The 15116-nt window shown below is 65.9% G+C and carries 17 protein-coding genes; 7 read left to right on the top strand and 10 right to left on the bottom strand.

Annotation, left to right across the window (positions count from 1 at the left end; genetic code table 11):
• Positions 1-155 precede the first annotated feature (155 nt).
• Positions 156-1088, bottom strand: coding sequence for an AEC family transporter (locus tag AC2T4A_RS03620; protein ID WP_478376834.1), 933 nt, complete (start codon positions 1086-1088; stop codon positions 156-158).
• A 62-nt stretch (positions 1089-1150) separates the two neighbouring features.
• On the opposite strand from AC2T4A_RS03620, the gene AC2T4A_RS03625 reads away from it, so the two are divergent.
• Positions 1151-2071, top strand: coding sequence for a LysR substrate-binding domain-containing protein (locus AC2T4A_RS03625; RefSeq protein ID WP_478376835.1), 921 nt, complete (start codon positions 1151-1153; stop codon positions 2069-2071).
• Between the two features lie 105 nt (positions 2072-2176).
• Here AC2T4A_RS03625 and AC2T4A_RS03630 read toward each other — a convergent pair whose 3' ends face one another.
• Together AC2T4A_RS03630 and AC2T4A_RS03635 are read right to left on the bottom strand one after the other, a co-directional pair.
• Positions 2177-2857 carry an SDR family NAD(P)-dependent oxidoreductase gene (locus tag AC2T4A_RS03630; protein WP_416743838.1) on the bottom strand — a complete coding sequence of 227 codons (681 nt, stop codon included), beginning with the start codon at positions 2855-2857 and terminating at the stop codon, positions 2177-2179.
• A 444-nt stretch (positions 2858-3301) separates the two neighbouring features.
• A complete protein-coding gene (locus tag AC2T4A_RS03635; RefSeq protein WP_486742744.1) occupies positions 3302-4252 on the bottom strand; it encodes an adenosine deaminase in 951 nt (316 codons plus the stop codon).
• A 261-nt stretch (positions 4253-4513) separates the two neighbouring features.
• On the opposite strand from AC2T4A_RS03635, the gene AC2T4A_RS03640 reads away from it, so the two are divergent.
• The 3 genes from AC2T4A_RS03640 (at position 4514) to AC2T4A_RS03650 (ending at position 6682) form a co-directional block, all read left to right on the top strand.
• Positions 4514-4945 carry a DUF1090 family protein gene (locus tag AC2T4A_RS03640; protein ID WP_416743841.1) on the top strand — a complete coding sequence of 144 codons (432 nt, stop codon included), beginning with the start codon at positions 4514-4516 and terminating at the stop codon, positions 4943-4945.
• A gap of 145 nt (positions 4946-5090) precedes the next feature.
• Positions 5091-6173 carry a calcium:cation antiporter gene (locus AC2T4A_RS03645; RefSeq protein ID WP_486742745.1) on the top strand — a complete coding sequence of 361 codons (1083 nt, stop codon included), beginning with the start codon at positions 5091-5093 and terminating at the stop codon, positions 6171-6173.
• Between the two features lie 2 nt (positions 6174-6175).
• Positions 6176-6682 carry a nucleoside 2-deoxyribosyltransferase gene (locus AC2T4A_RS03650; protein ID WP_486742746.1) on the top strand — a complete coding sequence of 169 codons (507 nt, stop codon included), beginning with the start codon at positions 6176-6178 and terminating at the stop codon, positions 6680-6682.
• A gap of 142 nt (positions 6683-6824) precedes the next feature.
• Here the strand turns inward: AC2T4A_RS03650 and AC2T4A_RS03655 are convergent, their stop codons facing one another.
• Entirely contained in the window at positions 6825-7847 is a 1023-nt protein-coding gene (locus AC2T4A_RS03655; RefSeq protein WP_416743846.1) for an energy transducer TonB, read from the bottom strand.
• 85 nt (positions 7848-7932) lie between these two features.
• Positions 7933-8895, bottom strand: a complete 963-nt coding sequence (locus tag AC2T4A_RS03660) for a CobW family GTP-binding protein (RefSeq protein WP_486742748.1) — start codon at positions 8893-8895, stop codon at positions 7933-7935.
• 77 nt (positions 8896-8972) lie between these two features.
• On the opposite strand from AC2T4A_RS03660, the gene AC2T4A_RS03665 reads away from it, so the two are divergent.
• On the top strand, positions 8973-9329 hold the full coding sequence (locus AC2T4A_RS03665) for an NADH:ubiquinone oxidoreductase (protein ID WP_486742749.1): 357 nt from the start codon (positions 8973-8975) through the stop codon (positions 9327-9329).
• Positions 9330-9495: 166 nt separating this feature from the next.
• On the opposite strand, the gene AC2T4A_RS03670 is transcribed toward AC2T4A_RS03665, so the two are convergent.
• From AC2T4A_RS03670 to dksA, 3 genes are all read right to left on the bottom strand, one after another.
• Positions 9496-9975, bottom strand: coding sequence for an REP-associated tyrosine transposase (locus AC2T4A_RS03670; RefSeq protein WP_486742750.1), 480 nt, complete (start codon positions 9973-9975; stop codon positions 9496-9498).
• 97 nt (positions 9976-10072) lie between these two features.
• Positions 10073-11275: a zinc metallochaperone GTPase ZigA gene (gene zigA, locus AC2T4A_RS03675; RefSeq protein ID WP_486742751.1), complete on the bottom strand. Its 1203-nt coding sequence runs from the start codon at positions 11273-11275 to the stop codon at positions 10073-10075.
• 20 nt (positions 11276-11295) lie between these two features.
• The gene (dksA, locus tag AC2T4A_RS03680; protein WP_478376843.1) at positions 11296-11700 is read right to left on the bottom strand and encodes an RNA polymerase-binding protein DksA; all 405 of its coding nucleotides are present in this window, start codon (positions 11698-11700) and stop codon (positions 11296-11298) included.
• 114 nt (positions 11701-11814) lie between these two features.
• Between dksA and AC2T4A_RS03685 the strand changes: the two genes are divergently transcribed.
• Entirely contained in the window at positions 11815-12216 is a 402-nt protein-coding gene (locus AC2T4A_RS03685) for a hypothetical protein (protein ID WP_486742752.1), read from the top strand.
• Positions 12217-12285: 69 nt separating this feature from the next.
• Positions 12286-13173 (top strand): GTP cyclohydrolase FolE2, encoded by an 888-nt coding sequence (gene folE2 / locus AC2T4A_RS03690; RefSeq protein ID WP_486742753.1) that lies wholly within the window; start codon positions 12286-12288, stop codon positions 13171-13173.
• Here the strand turns inward: folE2 and AC2T4A_RS03695 are convergent.
• Entirely contained in the window at positions 13170-13646 is a 477-nt protein-coding gene (locus tag AC2T4A_RS03695; RefSeq protein ID WP_478376846.1) for a GNAT family N-acetyltransferase, read from the bottom strand. The two genes, folE2 and AC2T4A_RS03695, sit on opposite strands and share 4 nt — an antisense overlap.
• A 131-nt stretch (positions 13647-13777) precedes the next feature.
• Positions 13778-14962 (bottom strand): C17 cyclopropane fatty acid synthase CfaB, encoded by a 1185-nt coding sequence (gene cfaB / locus AC2T4A_RS03700; RefSeq protein ID WP_416743857.1) that lies wholly within the window; start codon positions 14960-14962, stop codon positions 13778-13780.
• Positions 14963-15116 lie beyond the last annotated feature (154 nt).

Here is a 15116-nt window from a genome sequence, read left to right on the forward strand (position 1 = left end):
CGCAACGGACCCGCCATCCCCGCGATGGCCGGTCCGTTTTTTTATGCCCGCTTTTGTAGGAGCGAGGGGGACGCCTAGTCCTTGCTCGCGAACGGATTTTCGGCGGCTCCAGCGCTGGGCGGTTCGCGAGCAAGCTCGCTCCTACGAAGAGCACGCTATCTGGCAATCCACAGCAGGCACAGGGAGAGCGTCACCAGCGAGCCCAGGGTAGACACCAGAATGCTCCGCGACACCACAGCAGCCTCGCGCTGGTAGTACTCGGCGAGCATGAACGGCCCGGTACCGGTGGGCAGCGCGCTGAGCAGTAGCGCCGAGTCGGCCCACAACGGCGGCAGGTCAAAGACCTTGTAGGCGAGGAAACCGGTGAGCAGCGGCTGGCCGATCAGCTTGATCATCACCAGCGGCCAGGCGCCGACCTGCTCGCCGCCCTCCTGACGCTGCGCCAGGAACAGGCCGAGGGAGACCAGCGCACACGGCGTGGTAGCGGCGGCAAGCATATCGAGGAAGTGCAGCAGCGGCGCCGGCAGACCAATGCCCGTCACCGCCCAAAGCCCGCCGATGATCGGCGACACCACCAGCGGGTTCTTGCCCAGCGCCTTGGTCACCACCCAGACGGCGCGGCCGATATGCTTCTCGGTCTGCAGGCCGACCTCGATGCACACCACCGAGATGGCGAACAGCACGCAGACCACCAGCAGGGATGCAATCAGCGCCGGCTCCAGGCCGTCCTGGCCGAACACCAGCAGGCACAGCGGGATGCCCATGTAGCCGGTGTTGGCGTAGGAGGCGCTGAGCCCGTCGATGCTCGCCGCCGGCAGCGGGCGGCCCTGCAGCAGACGCCAGACCAGCGTGGCGAAAAACACCAGCAGGCAACCGCCGGTGAAGGCAGCGAGGAAGCCCGGCTGCCAGATTTCCGCCCAGGTCGCGGTGGCGGTGACCTTGAACAGCAGCGCCGGCAGGCACAGCCAGACCACCAGCTTGTTCACTTCCGACGCCGCCTGCGGGCCGAGGCGGTTGGTGCGCCGGCACAGCCAGCCGACCAGGATCAACGCGAAGATCGGCAGGACGACGGCGAACACGGTGTGCATGACTGGGAACCTGGAGAGCGGGAGCGGCAGGCGAGCATAGGGTTGCCAATCGATACCGTCCAATGCTTACTAAAGCACCAATCCATACCCTTTCCGTATCGATGATCGACTTCCGCCAACTGCGCTATTTCCTCGCCCTCGCCGAGCACCTGCACTTCGGCCGCGCCGCCGAGGCGCTGCACATCACCCAGCCGCCACTGAGCCGGCAGATCGCCGCGCTGGAAGAGGAGCTGGGCACGCCGCTGTTCGCCCGGCATTCGCGCTCAGTGGAGCTGACCGCCGCCGGCCGCGACTTCCAGCAGCACGCGCGCGCACTGCTCGCCGGCCTCGACCTCGCTGTGCGTTCGGCGAGCGCCACAGCGCGTGGGGAGCGTGGAGAACTGCGCATCGGCTTCACCATGCTTGCCGCCTGGACGCTACTGCCGCGCTTGCTGAAGGCCTTCGCCGACGGCCATCCCGAGGTGAAGCTGGTGCTCAACGAGATGCTCCCGCGCGATCTGGGCCCGGCGCTGGACAGCGGCGAAGTGGACGTCGCCCTGACCTTCCCCGAGCGCGATCCGGGCCAGCGGCTCTACCGCACGCTGCAGCGCGAGCCGCTGTGCGCAGTGCTGCCGGCCGATCATGGCCTGGCGCAGGACGCAGAACTGGACGTGACGAAGCTGGCCGGCGAACCCTTCATCACCTTCCCGCCCGCCACCGCGCCGGCGCTGCACGAGTCGGTGATGAACTGCTGCCGCCAGCATGGCTTCGCCCCAGCGGTGCGCATGGAGACGCACCTGCAGCAGACCATCGTCAACCTGGTAGCCGAGGGGCTGGGCGTGTCGCTGGTACCGGACTCGATGCGGCGCATGCAGCTGCCCGGTGTGGCCTTCCGCGCCATCGGCCAGTCGCCGCAGGTGGAGTACGGCGCGGCCTGGAGCCCGCACAACGACAACCCCTGCCTGGCGGCTTTCCTGCGTAGCGTCGGGGCTACCGACAACTGAAGGACTTTCCCGGTAGGAGCGAGCTTGCTCGCGAACCTCTCCTGCACCGACGCCGCCGGGAGTCCGTTCGCGAGCAAGCTCGCTCCTACGAAAAGCCACACGCGGTCAGACGCGCCCGGTCACCGGGATGCACGCGCCAGTAATGGCTGACGCCGCATCCGAGGCGAGAAACAAAAGCGTCGCCGCCAACTGCTCCGGCCGCACCCAGCGGTCGAATTCGGCGTCGGGCATGTCGGCACGGTTCTGCGGGGTATCGATGATGCTCGGCATCAGCGCGTTGACGGTGATGCGCGCATCCTTCAGCTCTTCCGCCAGCGCTTCGGTCAGGCGCATGACGCCGGCCTTGGACGCGGCGTAGGCGCCCATGCCCAGCGCCGCGCGTGTGGCGGCCGCGGCGGCGATGTTGAGGATGCGCCCATGCCCGCGCGCCTTCAGGTGCGCCAGCGCGGCCTGGCTGGAGACCACGGCGGTGCGCAGGTTGATGCGGTACATCAGGTCCCAGGTGTCGACGTCGCCGTCGGCCAGGGTTTCCCAGTGGAAGCCGCCGGCCACGTTGATCAGCGCATCGAGGCCGCCGAAATGCTCGCTGACCTGGTCCAGCGCTGCGCGGGCAGCAGCCGAATCGGTGAGGTCGATGCCGCCGATGGATAACGCACCGGCCTGTGGATAACGCGGCCCGACGGCACGGTCGAGCAGGGCGACCTGCCAGCCGGCGTCGGCGAAAGCCTGGCCGACCACGCTGCCCAGATGGCCGAAACCGCCGGTGATGGCGACGATCCTGTTCATGCTGCTACCTCGTGACGGTGGGAGAGGCGTTCTTATAGGGGTAGCAGGGGTTGTACGAAAGGTCGCGGGCGCCAGATGAGGGGACGGATCGGGACGGGGTTTCCAGTTCGGAATCTGGCATTGGGCGATGCCCTCTCCCCAACCCTGGCTGCGCACCCCGCTCCGAAGGGAGAGGGAGTTGTTCAGAGCATTCGGATACTTCGGCGCGCACAGGAGCTACCGCAGAGGCGTTAAAGGGAGGGACAGGGAGTGGTGTATTCGAACCAAACACGGGCGATCCCCTCTCCCTGAAGGGAGAGGGGGCCGTATGGCATGAAGGGGAGCAGCGATATTCACCGGAGAGCTCGGAACTGTCAGAGCACTCTGAACAGTCCCCTCTCCCTTCGGAGCGGGGCGCGCAGCCAGGGCTAGGGAGAGGGTGTTACAGGCCGACTCCGGACCTCATTACTTCACCAACCGCGCATCCAGGCTGTTCTGCGCCAGCCGCTTGGCTTGCTCCTGGGTCATGCCCAGGTGCTCGTGCAGGGCGTGGAAGTTCTCGGTGACGTAGCCGCCGAAATACGCCGGGTCATCCGAGTTCACCGTCACTTTCACACCACGCTCGAGCATGTCGAGGATGTTGTGCTCGCGCATGTGGTCGAACACGCACAGCTTGGTGTTGGACAGCGGGCAGACAGTCAGCGGGATCTGCTCGTCGATGATGCGCTGCATCAGCCGCTCATCCTCGATGGCACGCACGCCGTGATCGATGCGCTCGATCTTGAGCAGGTCCAGGGCTTCCCAGATGTACTCCGGCGGGCCTTCCTCGCCAGCGTGTGCGACGGTCAGGAAGCCTTCGCTGCGGGCGCGGTCGAACACGCGCTGGAACTTGCGAGGCGGGTGGCCGACTTCGGAGCTGTCCAGGCCGACGGCGATGAAGGCATCGCGGAACGGCATGGCCTGGTCGAGGGTCTTGAACGCTTCATCCTCGGACAGGTGGCGCAGGAAGCTGAGGATCAGGCCATGGCTGATGCCCAGTTGCTTCTCACCGTCATTCAGCGCGCCCTGGATGCCGCGCAGCACGACCTCGAAGGGCACCCCACGGTCGGTGTGGGTCTGCGGGTCGAAGAAGGGCTCGACGTGGATGACGTTCTGCAACTGGCATTTCTGCAGGTACGCCCAGGTCAGGTCGTAGAAGTCCTGTTCGGTGCGCAGCACGTCCGCACCGGCGTAGTAGAGGTCGAGGAACTCCTGCAGGTTGTTGAACGCATAGGCCTTGCGCAGGCTCTCGACGTCACCCCAGGGCAGGGCGACCTTGTTGCGCTCGGCGAGTGCGAAGAGCAGCTCAGGCTCCAGCGAACCTTCCAGGTGCAGGTGCAGTTCGGCCTTGGGCAGGGCATTGAGCCAGTCGTACATGGGTGAGGTCTCGTTATTCAGGCAATCGCGAAAATTATCGCACGAGCCCTGCCCGGCGCAGGGCAAATATCGGCGAATAGCACGGCCACGCCTTCGCTGACTGCAATGGAGTGCGGCAATACAGGAATCAACCTACAGAATTCGGGATGGTTTCAGGCGACATCTTGGCCTTCAGGCGGTACCGCAACCTGGCACCAACGTCCAACATCGAGTCATGGAGAAACACCTAAATCACCTCTGAATCATTTGAGGAGCGTCACCATGACCACCGCGAAACTCTCCGCGATTTCCCTGCTGCTGGCCGTTTCGGCGGGATTCACCTCATTGGCATCGGCAGATTGCGCGCACAAGCGCGCTGCACTGGAATACCAACTTCAGAAAGCCCAGCAATATGGCAATCCCCATCGTGTCGCCGGGCTGAAAAGAGCACTGAGCAAGACCAACGCCTATTGCCTTGACTACAGCACCGCCGACCGCAACAGCGGTGCGCAGCGTTGGGTAGAAAAGCTCGAAGACAAGCTGCGCGACAAGCAGGAAGACATCTGGGATGCGCAGGCCGACCTGCGTAAAGCCCAAGCCAAAGGCGATGCCCGGAAAGTGACCAAGGCGCAGAACAAGCTGCGCGACAAACAAGCCGAGGCGAATGAAATCGCCGAGGAGCTGCAAAGAGCCCGAGCGGACCTCACCGGCTAGTCGTAACGTCGCCGCACGGAAAAAGGCGCTTCGGCGCCTTTTTCATGGCCGATCCGACACGCCGACGTCGATGGGCAAATGAATTCCCCGCGGCGATTGCCTAAGATGGCGCACTCGACCTCCCACGGAATGGACATCCCCCTCGATGCTGCGCGCGCTCAAAGAAGAAAAATTCCTCCTCCTCGCCCTGCTGGTGGCCATTGCGGTCTATCCGCTGGAGCACAGCCTGCTGGGCGGCGGCAAGCTGCTCGCGGGGATCACCGCCAGCGCGCTGCTGGCGGTGATCATTGGCGTCTCGCTGCGCGTGGCGCACCACGCCGAAATCCTCGCAGAGAAGGTCGGCGAGCCTTACGGCACCATGATCCTGACCCTGGCGGCGGTGCTGGTTGAGGTGGTGATCCTGGCGATCATGATGGGCCACAACCATTCCCCGACCCTGGCCCGCGACACCATCTACGCCGCGGTGATGCTCGACATGAACGGCATCCTCGGCCTGGCCGCGCTGCTCGGCGGGTTGAAGCACGGCGAGCAGTCGTACAACGACGACTCGGGCAAGACCTACGTGACCATGATTCTCACCGCCGTGGGCATCTCCATGGTGGTCCCGGAGCTGATCCCGGCCGAGCAGTGGAAGCTCTACTCGTTCTTCACCATCGGCTGCATGGTCATGCTTTACGCGCTGTTCCTGCGCATGCAGACCGGCCAGCACAGTTACTTCTTCAGCTACAACTACGCCACCCACGGCGAACACCCCGAAGGCCACGAGGCCCCCGGCAGCAGCAAGGAGTCCATGGGCCTGCTGGTGGTCGGCGTGGTGCTGATCGGCGCATTGGCCGAGGTGATGTCCAAGGCCCTGGACGTCGGCCTGGAAGGCAGCGGCGTGCCGCCCATCGTGCCGGCACTGCTGGTGGCGGCGATCTCCGCCAGCCCGGAAATCCTCACCGCCCTGCGCGCGGCCATGGCCAACCGCATGCAACCGGTGGTCAATATCGCCCTGGGCGCCTCACTGTCGACCGTGATCCTCACCGTGCCGGTGATCGAGGCCCTGGCGCTGTTCAAGGGCCAGCCGATCCAGATGGCGATGACCCCGCTGCAGACCGGCATGATGTTCATCACGCTGATGGTCGCCGGCTACAACCTGCATGACGGCAAGACCAACGCCATCGAAGGCATGACCCACTTCGTGCTGTTCGCCACCTTCCTGATGCTGTCGTTCATGGGACTCTGACCATGCTCAAGCTGTACCTCGCCGGCCCCGACGTGTTCCGCCCCGATGCCTTCGAGCAGGGCGAGCGGCTCAAGGCCCTGTGCGCCGAATTCGCCGTGCAGGGGCTGTACCCGCTGGATCATTCGGTGCCCGAGGGCATCGTCGAGCCCGCCGAGCAGGCGCGCTGGATCTACCAGGCAAACCTCGACCTGATCCGCCAGGCCGACGCCGTGCTGGCCAACCTCAACCCCTTCCGCGGCGCCGAGCCGGACAGCGGCACCGCCTTCGAACTGGGCTACGCCGCCGCGTTGGGCAAGCCGCTGTTCGGTTATCTCGACGAAGGCGGCAGCTGCGCCGAGCGCTTGCCGTGCGAATGGAAAGGCGACGAGCCGGGACGCGATCGCGATGGCAACCAGATCGAAGGCTTCGGCCTGCCGCTGAACCTGATGCTCGGCGTGCCGGCGAAGATCGCCGTGGGCGGGCCCAGGGAAGCATTGCAACTGCTGCGCGCGGAGCTGCTGCAGTTGTAGGAGCGAGCTTGCTCGCGAACGGATTCTCCGGCGACTCCGCTGCGTAGGCGGTTCGCGAGCAAGCTCGCTCCTACCAAGAGTCATTCGCCGGAAATAAAAAACGCGCCCTGGGGCGCGTTTTTTGTTTGGCTCGCCAGGGTGATCAGCGACGGCCTTCGAGCTTGAAGAAGAACACCTTGGTCGCCTGGCGGGCGACGATCCGCCCGCCGCTGACGCGGGGTTCGAAGCGCCACTTGTCCATAGCGTCGCGCACGGCGTTGTCGAACATCCGTGGCGGCGACGATTCCAGCACCTGGATGTCGGCGATACGGCCATCGCTGGTGATGGTGAACAGCACCTTCACCCGCCCTTCGATGCCACGGTTCAGCGCCATGCGCGGGTAGACCGGCGGGTCCATGCGCAACGGTTTGATATCGCTGTCGTTCAGACTGCCGGTGGGCAGGCCGGCGGGGCCCTGCGAGCCGGTCGGCGCGGCCTGGGCGCCCTGGGTGAACTGGCCGACGGTGGGCGCGGCGGGCGGCGGCGGTGCGGCCGGGGTAGGTGGCGCGGCGGCTTCTTCGGCAGGCTCGGGGTCCGGCTCAGGCTTGGGTTTCGGCTTGGGCTTGGGCGACACCTTGGGCACGGCCTTCTCGACCGGCTTGGGTTTGGGCTTGGGCTTTTCCACCGGCTTGGGCGGCTCGATCGGTTTGGGCGGCTCGGGCTCCGGCGGCGGCGGGGTTGGCGCGGCAGCAGGCGGCTGCTGTACTTCAGGCTTGGGCGGCAGGGTAACGACACTCACCTGCATGGCCTTGGGCATTTCGCCGGCGCCCAGATTCAGCTCGGCCGGCGTGGGCATCACCCAGACCAGCGCGGCGACGATGGCCACGTGCATGGCGATCGCCAGGCCCGAGGATTTCCACCAGCCACCGGGGGGCGGCGGTTGCTCGCCGTCTTCCACGCCTTCGACCGGCGCGGCGTAGGGAATCATGACTTCCTCGGGAACCACTTCCTCGTCGCGGCGGGGGCCTGCGCAACTGACGAGTCGCAAGGTGGCCTCATTGACGCGCTGGGCGTTCACGCTGGGCAAATGGGCGCCGTCATCCGCCGTGGCGGAAGTGAACAGCTGTTCCTCAGCGTCTAAGGCTGGACTGGCGTCCGCCGCCTTGCGCGGTTGGGGTAACGACATGAGAAAGCCTGCGGGGAGAGTTCACGAAGCAGTATCTGCTGATAATTATTATCATTCACTCGTTACACGAGGGCAACCTTATCTGTCAGGCGGGTGCGCTGGCACAGCGCAAAAGGCCGTCCTGCAGGGCCTGCGGATCGGCCTCGGCGGCCAGGATCAGCTCTATCCGGCTGTCCTTGCGCCAAGCGCTGGGTGTCCACGGCGCCGGACCGACGGTGCGATTGCAGGCCAGCCAGGCCTCCTCGCCGTGCACCACTGCCTTGGCCCGCAACAGTCCGCAAAGCCCAGCCAGCCAGGCGTCCAGCTCGGCCGTGCGGAAACGCCAGTCACGGTGGAAGCGCCAACCAACCGCCTGTCGGCCCTCTTCGACGCGCACCTGGCGCAATGGCGTTTCGCGGCGCAACAGCATCGCCGGTTCGCCAGACAAGGCGCCCTGCGGCAAATCAGCGCCCGCCGCTTCAATCGGAGTACTCGGCAGCTCGCCGAGCGACAGGTGGCCGTGGCTCGTCCAGCGCAACGACATCCCCGGCAAGCGCGCCGCCAGGCCCGCACGGGCTGCGTCATCCAGGGTTTCGGACTTGTTCATCAGCAGCAGCGCCGCCTCGCCCAGCGCCCGTTGCTGCGCCTCGGGCAATGGCTGCCCGGTAGCCAGAGCCGCGGCATCGAGCACCATCACCATCGGCTGTACGGCCAGCACGCCCGTCCAGGGTGCGGCACGCAGTTGCGCCAGCAGTTGCGCGGGATGGCCAAGGCCTGACGGCTCGATAAATAACCGCTGCGGCCTGGCCTTGCGCAGTAGCCGGCCGAGGCCAACCTGGAACGGCGCGCCATTCACGCAGCACAGGCAACCGCCGGCGACTTCGCCCAGGGTGATACCGTCCTCGTCGCGGGACAACAGCGCGGCGTCCAGGCCGACCTGGCCGAATTCGTTGACCAGCACGGCCCAGCGCTCGCCCGCCGGGCGTTGCGCCAGCAAGTTCTGCAGCAGGCTGGTCTTGCCCGCCCCGAGGGGGCCGGCGATGAGATGAGTCGGGATCTGCTTCAACATTCGCCCATGGTGCCGCCTGACGCTCGCCGGGAAAAGCGCTAGAGTCGCGGCTCTCTCACACCAACCCCGGATCGACCATGCGCCTGTTGCTGTCTCTCGCCCTCTCCTGCCTGCCCCTGCTCGCCCAAGGCGAGGCTTGCGTGGTGCACACCCAGGGCAAGGACGTCGACGTGAAGGTCTGCCAGCAGAACCGCACCATTCCGGAAAAACTCTTCCGCGAGGGCTTCTGCCAGCCGCAGCTCAAAGACCAGAAGGTCGAGGTGACCTACGCAGAAAGCTGCCCCAGCGGCGCCTTCGGCGTCTGCGAGAACGCCCAGACCCAGGGCGTGCCTTACCGCCAGGACATCCACTACTACGGCGTGGCCAGCGACGCGCGCGTCCTCCAGCCGTTCTGCGAGCAGCAGAGCAACGGCCACTGGCGCAAACCGCAGTAGCGTCATCGCCCTGTCACACGGCTCGGGCCTACTGTCGACGGGTACCTCACACCCTCCCGGCACCCCACGCCGGACATGATCTTGGTGAATTGGGCCACCCTCTCCGGGTGGCCTGTTTTTTTGCCGCACGAAACCTAGCGTAGGAGCGGACTCCGTCCGCGATGACTCACAGCCACTGTGCATTCCGGAACGGATAATCCCCAATCCGCCTGACCATTCCCGCTCGTATCGGGTTGGCGACAATGTAACGCGCCGCAGGCAGCACTTCCTTTTCATTGCGTAACGCGTGATCGTGAAAAGCGGCAGTCCAGACTGGCCCCCGCCGTCCCGACAGGCGATTGAACTCGCGAGCGCTGAGAGCCTTCAATCGTCCGACGCTAGTCTCCAAGCGCTCACCTTCTCCCAGTTGCCGCAGCCAATGCGCATGGTCAGGCATCAACACCCACGCAAGTAATCGGTTTTCGCCCAGCGATAGTCGACCTTCGAAACACCGGGCTACACAGCAGGCCTTAGGGAAGTCCACAAACAGCGGCTCTCGGCGGAAGGTGGTGACGGTCAGCAGATAGATTTCGCCGGTGATAGATGCCCTGCCTTTGCGCAGTGCCTGGTGGCCGGCAAGCCAGGAGGGCTCTCTGGGTCGGTTCATGGGTCTGCCTCCGAGCGGAGGCATGACTATCGCGGACGGAGTCCGCTCCTACCCAACAGTCGGGTCTGGAGCGGATGTAGGCGGATTCAGATGTGCATCACGCGCTGGCCTCCCAGGGTTCGAAGGGATCGGGCAGGCGCTTCCAGGCAGTAGTGCCGGCGGCCATCTCGTCATCATCCAGCAGGCAGTGGTCCAACTCGCCGAACAGCCGCTGGAAGTCCAGGTTCTGGCCGATGAACACCAGTTCCTGGCGGCAATCGCCGCTGTCCTCGCGCCAGTGGCGCAGCACACCCTGCAGCTCGGTGGTGTCCTGCGGCCAATGTTCGCGCGGGACGAAGCGCCACCAGCGCCCGGCCAGGCCATGGCGCATCAGGCCGCCGGCCTGGGACCAGCTGCCGGCCTCGCGATAGCGGCTGGCGAGCCAGAAGAACCCCTTCGAGCGCAGCAGCCGGCCGTTGCTCCAGGGCTGGGCGAGAAAGTCATGGAAGCGCTGCGGGTGGAACGGCCGGCGCGCCCGGTAGACATCCGAGGAGATGCCATAGGCCTCGGTCTCCGGCAGGTGTTCGCCGCGCAACTCCTTGAGCCATCCCGGCGCGCGCTCGGCGCGCTGGAAGTCGAAGCGGCCGGTGTCGAGGATGCGCGCCAGCGGCACCTGGCCCATGACCATGGGCTGGATATCGGCATCGGGATTGAGACGGCGCAGGATCGCCAGCAACTCGTCACGCTCGGCGCTGCCGATCAGGTCGATCTTGCTCACCAGGATCACATCGGCGAACTCCACCTGTTCCACCAGCAGGTCGCTGAGCGAGCGCTCGTCGTCCTCGCCGAGGGTTTCGCCACGCTCGGCGAGGCTGTCGGCGCCCTGATAGTCGGCGAGGAAGTTCAGCCCGTCGACCACCGTCACCAGCGTGTCCAGCCGCGCCAGGTCCGACAGGCTGCGGCCCTGCTCATCGCGGAAGGTGAAGGTCTCGGCCACCGGCAGCGGCTCGGAGATGCCGGTGGACTCGATCAGCAGGTAGTCGAAGCGACCTTCGCCGGCGAGTCGGCTGACCTCTTCCAGCAGGTCCTCGCGCAGGGTGCAGCAGATGCAGCCGTTGCTCATCTCCACCAGGCGCCCCTGGCCCCGGTTGAGGCTGACGTCACGCTGCACCTCGCGGCCGTCGATGTTGATTTCGCTCATGTCGTTGACGATGACCGCGACCTTGAGGTCCTCGCGGTTCTTCAGCACATGGTTGAGCAGCGTGCTCTTGCCGGCGCCAAGGAAGCCGGACAGGACAGTTACGGGGAGTGGGGCGTTCACGGTGGGCTTCTCCAGGAAATTCAGGCTTCGCGGACGTGCAGTTCGCGCCGTTCCTGGCGCTCCTTGGCCTCGATGCACAGCGAGGCGGTGGGGCGCAGCAGCAGGCGGCGCAGGCCGATCGGTTCGCCGGTTTCCTCGCACCAGCCGTAATCGCCCCGGGCCAGGCGCTCCAGCGCCTGGTCGATCTTGTCGAGCAGCTTCTTCTCGCGCTCCAGCAGGCGCAGTTGCCACTGGCGCGACTCCTCGCGGCTGGCGACATCGGCTTCGTCGCTGGCCCGCTCGGGGTCCTGAAGTGCCTGGAACTCTTCTTCGATGCGGACCTGCAGCTCGGCGCGCTGATCCAGCAGCAGTGCGCGGAAATAGCCCTGTTGCGCCTCGCTCATGTAGGCCTCGCCAGGCTGGGCGAGCAGCTCCTGTTCGGTCATGACCGTCTCCGGAAGGGAGTGATCTTTTATGTTATATTATAACAATGCACGCTCGACAATAGCCTGCCGACGTGCGATACCGAACCCTGCTCCACCCGCCTGCCGAGACCTTCGATGCTGCGCCGCGCCCTGCTGCTGTGCCTGTTTTCCCCCTTCGCCCACGCCAGCGGCTCCGCGCCGCTGCCCTTCCCCGGCGAGGAACCGGCGCGCTGCGCCTGGTCAGCTTCGGTACTGGCCTGCATGGACGATTCGGGGAATCTCTACAGCGTCGCCACCCAGGGCCACGACACTTACCTGCGTGGTGTCGAGGCAAGCAGCGGACGGCGCTGGGCGCAGACGGGCACGCGTTATGGCAGCCTGACCTTCTTCAGCGGCGTGACCAGCGACGGCCAGGTGTGGGTCGGCACCAGCCGCGGCATCGGCTGGACCAACATCAGCCGCTTCAGCAGCTCCTCGGGCGACAGCGCTCGCCTGACCTGCGGCCGGGTCAGCGGGTGCAAGCAACAGGAACGTTGACGAGCCCATTGCGCGATCGGCGGGAAGCAAATACGTTATATTATAACAATCGCCAGCCGTGACCCGCCCATGACCGCCCTGCTCCCCGATATCGCCTGCCAATCCACCCGCCTGCCCATCCCGCTCGACTGGGTCGGCATGCAGGGCATCGCCGTGCCGCTGCGTATCTCGGGCGAGCGTGTTGCCGCGTATGCCGATGCCGGCGTCAGCCTCGACGAAGCAGAGGCGCGCGGCATTCACATGTCCCGGCTGTACCTGGCGCTGGAGACACTGGCGCAAACGGAGCTTTCACCCGCTCTGCTGCGTGACCTGCTGAAGCAGTTTCTCCGCAGCCACGCGCAGCTCTCCCGCCGCGCCAGCCTGGCACTGCGTTTCGAGCTGATGTTGCGGCGACCGGCGCTGGTCAGCCCGCTGAATGGCTGGAAGCGCTACCCCTGCGAGGTCCACGCGCAACTGGAGGACGACGCGCTGCAGCTGGAGTTGCGTCTGAGCCTGCCCTATTCCTCTACCTGCCCCTGCTCGGCGGCACTGGCGCGCCAACTGATCCAGGAGCGCTTCGACGCCGACTTCGCCGCGGGTCCGCTGAAGGCCAGCGAGGTTCGCGCCTGGCTCGGCAGCCCGCAGGGCATAGTCGCCACGCCGCACAGCCAGCGCAGCGAGGCACAGTTGAGGTTGCAACTCGACCCGACCGCACAGGCATTCGCGTTCAGCGAGCTGATCGACCACGCCGAAGACGCCCTCGGCACCGCCGTGCAGACGGCGGTGAAGCGTGCCGACGAACAGGCCTTCGCCCTGGCCAATGGGCAGAACCTGATGTTCTGCGAGGACGCCGCACGCCGGCTGCACCGAGCGCTGCTGCAGCGCAACGAGGTGTCAGGCTTCGAGGTGCGCGTGGTGCATGCGGAAAGCCTGCACGCCCATGATGCGGTAGCGGTGAGTCGCTGGAGGCGCGACTAGACGCCGAGGTCGAGCGCCAGGCGAATCTGGTCGCGACACTGGATGCCGTTCTCGTAAATGGGCTCGGGATAATGCCGCACGAAGTGATCCGCCTCGATGCCAACGATGCGGAAGCCCAGGCGCTGGTACAGGCCCAGTTGCGCCAGGCTGGAGTTGCCGGTGGCGATGGTCAGGCGCTGCAAACCCGCCTCGCGTGCCTGCTCGATGGCCGCCAGCAACAGGCGACGGCCCAGGCCGCGCTCCTGCCATTCGTCTTCCACCGCAAGGCTGGTGATCTCGGCGACGCCGGGCTCACGGGGAGTCAGCGTCAGCACGCCGCGCACGGAATCCGCCTCGTTCAGCGCCAGCAGGCGGGAGTCGCGCAGATAGCTCTCGATCTGTTCGCGGCTGGGGTCGGCCTTGAGCAGCAACGGCCAGGGCGCCTGTGCGGGCGAGAGTTCGACGAGGGACAGGTCCGGGAAGAAGTTCACCATGATTCATCTACCAAAGAGTCAGTGGGGAAAGGGGGTTTAGCTTCCCGAGCTGCTCGATGCAAGCCTTTTGCTCCGTGCCGGAAACGCATCGGGCCCGGCAAGCCGGGCCCGATGGCGGTCCCTGAACAGGCTCAGGCGTAGATGTCGCGGCGGCTCCAGGGTGCCTCATGGCCGCCGTCGGTATGCGCCTTGCTGGCGAGAATCTGGTGCAGGTTGATCCAGCCCTTTTTGAAGCCGTAAGCGCAACCGGCGAGGTACAGGCGCCAGATGCGCAGGGCCTGGTCGGGCACCAGTCTGGCCGCGTCGGCCAGCTTGGCTTCGAGGTTGGCGCTCCAGAAGTCCAGGGTGCGCGCGTAGTGCAGGCGCAGCCCTTCGACGTCGACCACTTCGAGCCCCGCCTCGCTCATGCGAGCGACGGCCAGCGACAGATGCGGCAGCTCGCCGTGGGGGAATACGTAGCGGTCGATGAAGTCGCCAGCGCCGCGCCCCACCGGACGCCCGTCGGTGTTGCTGGAGGTGATGCCGTGGTTCATCACCAGCCCGCCCGGCCGCACCGCGTCGTACAGGTGCTGGAAGTAGATCCCCAGGTTGGCGTGGCCGACGTGTTCGAACATACCGACGCTGACCACCTTGTCGTAGCGGCCGTCACGCGGCAGGTCGCGGTAGTCGCGCAACTCCAGGGTCACCTTGCCTTCCAGGCCCTCGGCCTTGACCCGCTCGCGACCGAGTTTGAGCTGCTCCTCGCTGAGGGTGATGCCATGCACCTCCACGCCGAATTCTCGCGCTGCCAGGCGCGCCAGCCCGCCCCAGCCGCAGCCGACGTCGAGCAGCTTCTCGCCTGGCTTCAGGCGCAGCTTGCGACAGAGGTGGCGCAGCTTGGCCAACTGGGCGGTGGCCAGGTCCTCGGTACCGGTCTCGTAGTAGGCGCAGGAATACACCATCTCCGGATCGAGCCAGAGCTGGTAGAACGCGTTGGACAGGTCGTAATGGTAGTGGATGGCTTCGGCGTCGGTGGCCTTGTCGTGGCTTTCGCGCACGTAGTCGGTATCGCCGTCGTCATCGCCCAGCGCCGCGCTCAGGGCATCGGCAGTGGCGATCACTTCCTGCATCGGCCCTTCGATGTCCATGCGGTTCTCCACATAGGCGCGACCGAGGATATCGAGGCTGGGGTGGGTGATCTCGGTCAGCAGCGTAGGGTCGCGCACAACGAGAGTTACCTGCGGATCGGGGCCAAGGTCGAACGCCTGGGCCTCGCCGATGCGGATACGCAACGGCAACTGCAGGGACAGCAACTCAGAGGGCAGATTGGCTTTCATGCACACCTCCTGGTCACAGGGCTGAAGAACTATAGACCAGCACCTCTATAGTCTTCGCCTATGGCCTGGCCGCGAAAAACTATCGGGCTCCGACCGCAGCGGCGGACCTGTCGATTCTCTGCAATGGAGCGTGCGTCGCGCGCAAGCGTTCCAA

It is taken from the genome of Pseudomonas sp. PVC-3-1, from assembly GCF_057444315.1.

What these genes read in the sequence shown, in the direction of transcription:
- AC2T4A_RS03660 (WP_486742748.1), bottom strand. Translation starts at nt 8,895, where the DNA reads ATGTTGAAGCAGATCCCGACTCATCTCATCGCCGGCCCCCTCGGGGCG.
- AC2T4A_RS03665 (WP_486742749.1), top strand. Translation starts at nt 8,973, where the DNA reads ATGCGCCTGTTGCTGTCTCTCGCCCTCTCCTGCCTGCCCCTGCTCGCC.
- AC2T4A_RS03635 (WP_486742744.1), bottom strand. Translation starts at nt 4,252, where the DNA reads ATGTACGACTGGCTCAATGCCCTGCCCAAGGCCGAACTGCACCTGCAC.
- AC2T4A_RS03655 (WP_416743846.1), bottom strand. Translation starts at nt 7,847, where the DNA reads ATGTCGTTACCCCAACCGCGCAAGGCGGCGGACGCCAGTCCAGCCTTA.
- folE2 (WP_486742753.1), top strand. Translation starts at nt 12,286, where the DNA reads ATGACCGCCCTGCTCCCCGATATCGCCTGCCAATCCACCCGCCTGCCC.
- dksA (WP_478376843.1), bottom strand. Translation starts at nt 11,700, where the DNA reads ATGACCGAACAGGAGCTGCTCGCCCAGCCTGGCGAGGCCTACATGAGC.
- cfaB (WP_416743857.1), bottom strand. Translation starts at nt 14,962, where the DNA reads ATGAAAGCCAATCTGCCCTCTGAGTTGCTGTCCCTGCAGTTGCCGTTG.
- AC2T4A_RS03695 (WP_478376846.1), bottom strand. Translation starts at nt 13,646, where the DNA reads ATGGTGAACTTCTTCCCGGACCTGTCCCTCGTCGAACTCTCGCCCGCA.
- AC2T4A_RS03670 (WP_486742750.1), bottom strand. Translation starts at nt 9,975, where the DNA reads ATGAACCGACCCAGAGAGCCCTCCTGGCTTGCCGGCCACCAGGCACTG.
- AC2T4A_RS03645 (WP_486742745.1), top strand. Translation starts at nt 5,091, where the DNA reads ATGCTGCGCGCGCTCAAAGAAGAAAAATTCCTCCTCCTCGCCCTGCTG.
- AC2T4A_RS03625 (WP_478376835.1), top strand. Translation starts at nt 1,151, where the DNA reads ATGCTTACTAAAGCACCAATCCATACCCTTTCCGTATCGATGATCGAC.
- AC2T4A_RS03640 (WP_416743841.1), top strand. Translation starts at nt 4,514, where the DNA reads ATGACCACCGCGAAACTCTCCGCGATTTCCCTGCTGCTGGCCGTTTCG.
- AC2T4A_RS03630 (WP_416743838.1), bottom strand. Translation starts at nt 2,857, where the DNA reads ATGAACAGGATCGTCGCCATCACCGGCGGTTTCGGCCATCTGGGCAGC.
- AC2T4A_RS03650 (WP_486742746.1), top strand. Translation starts at nt 6,176, where the DNA reads ATGCTCAAGCTGTACCTCGCCGGCCCCGACGTGTTCCGCCCCGATGCC.
- AC2T4A_RS03685 (WP_486742752.1), top strand. Translation starts at nt 11,815, where the DNA reads ATGCTGCGCCGCGCCCTGCTGCTGTGCCTGTTTTCCCCCTTCGCCCAC.
- AC2T4A_RS03620 (WP_478376834.1), bottom strand. Translation starts at nt 1,088, where the DNA reads ATGCACACCGTGTTCGCCGTCGTCCTGCCGATCTTCGCGTTGATCCTG.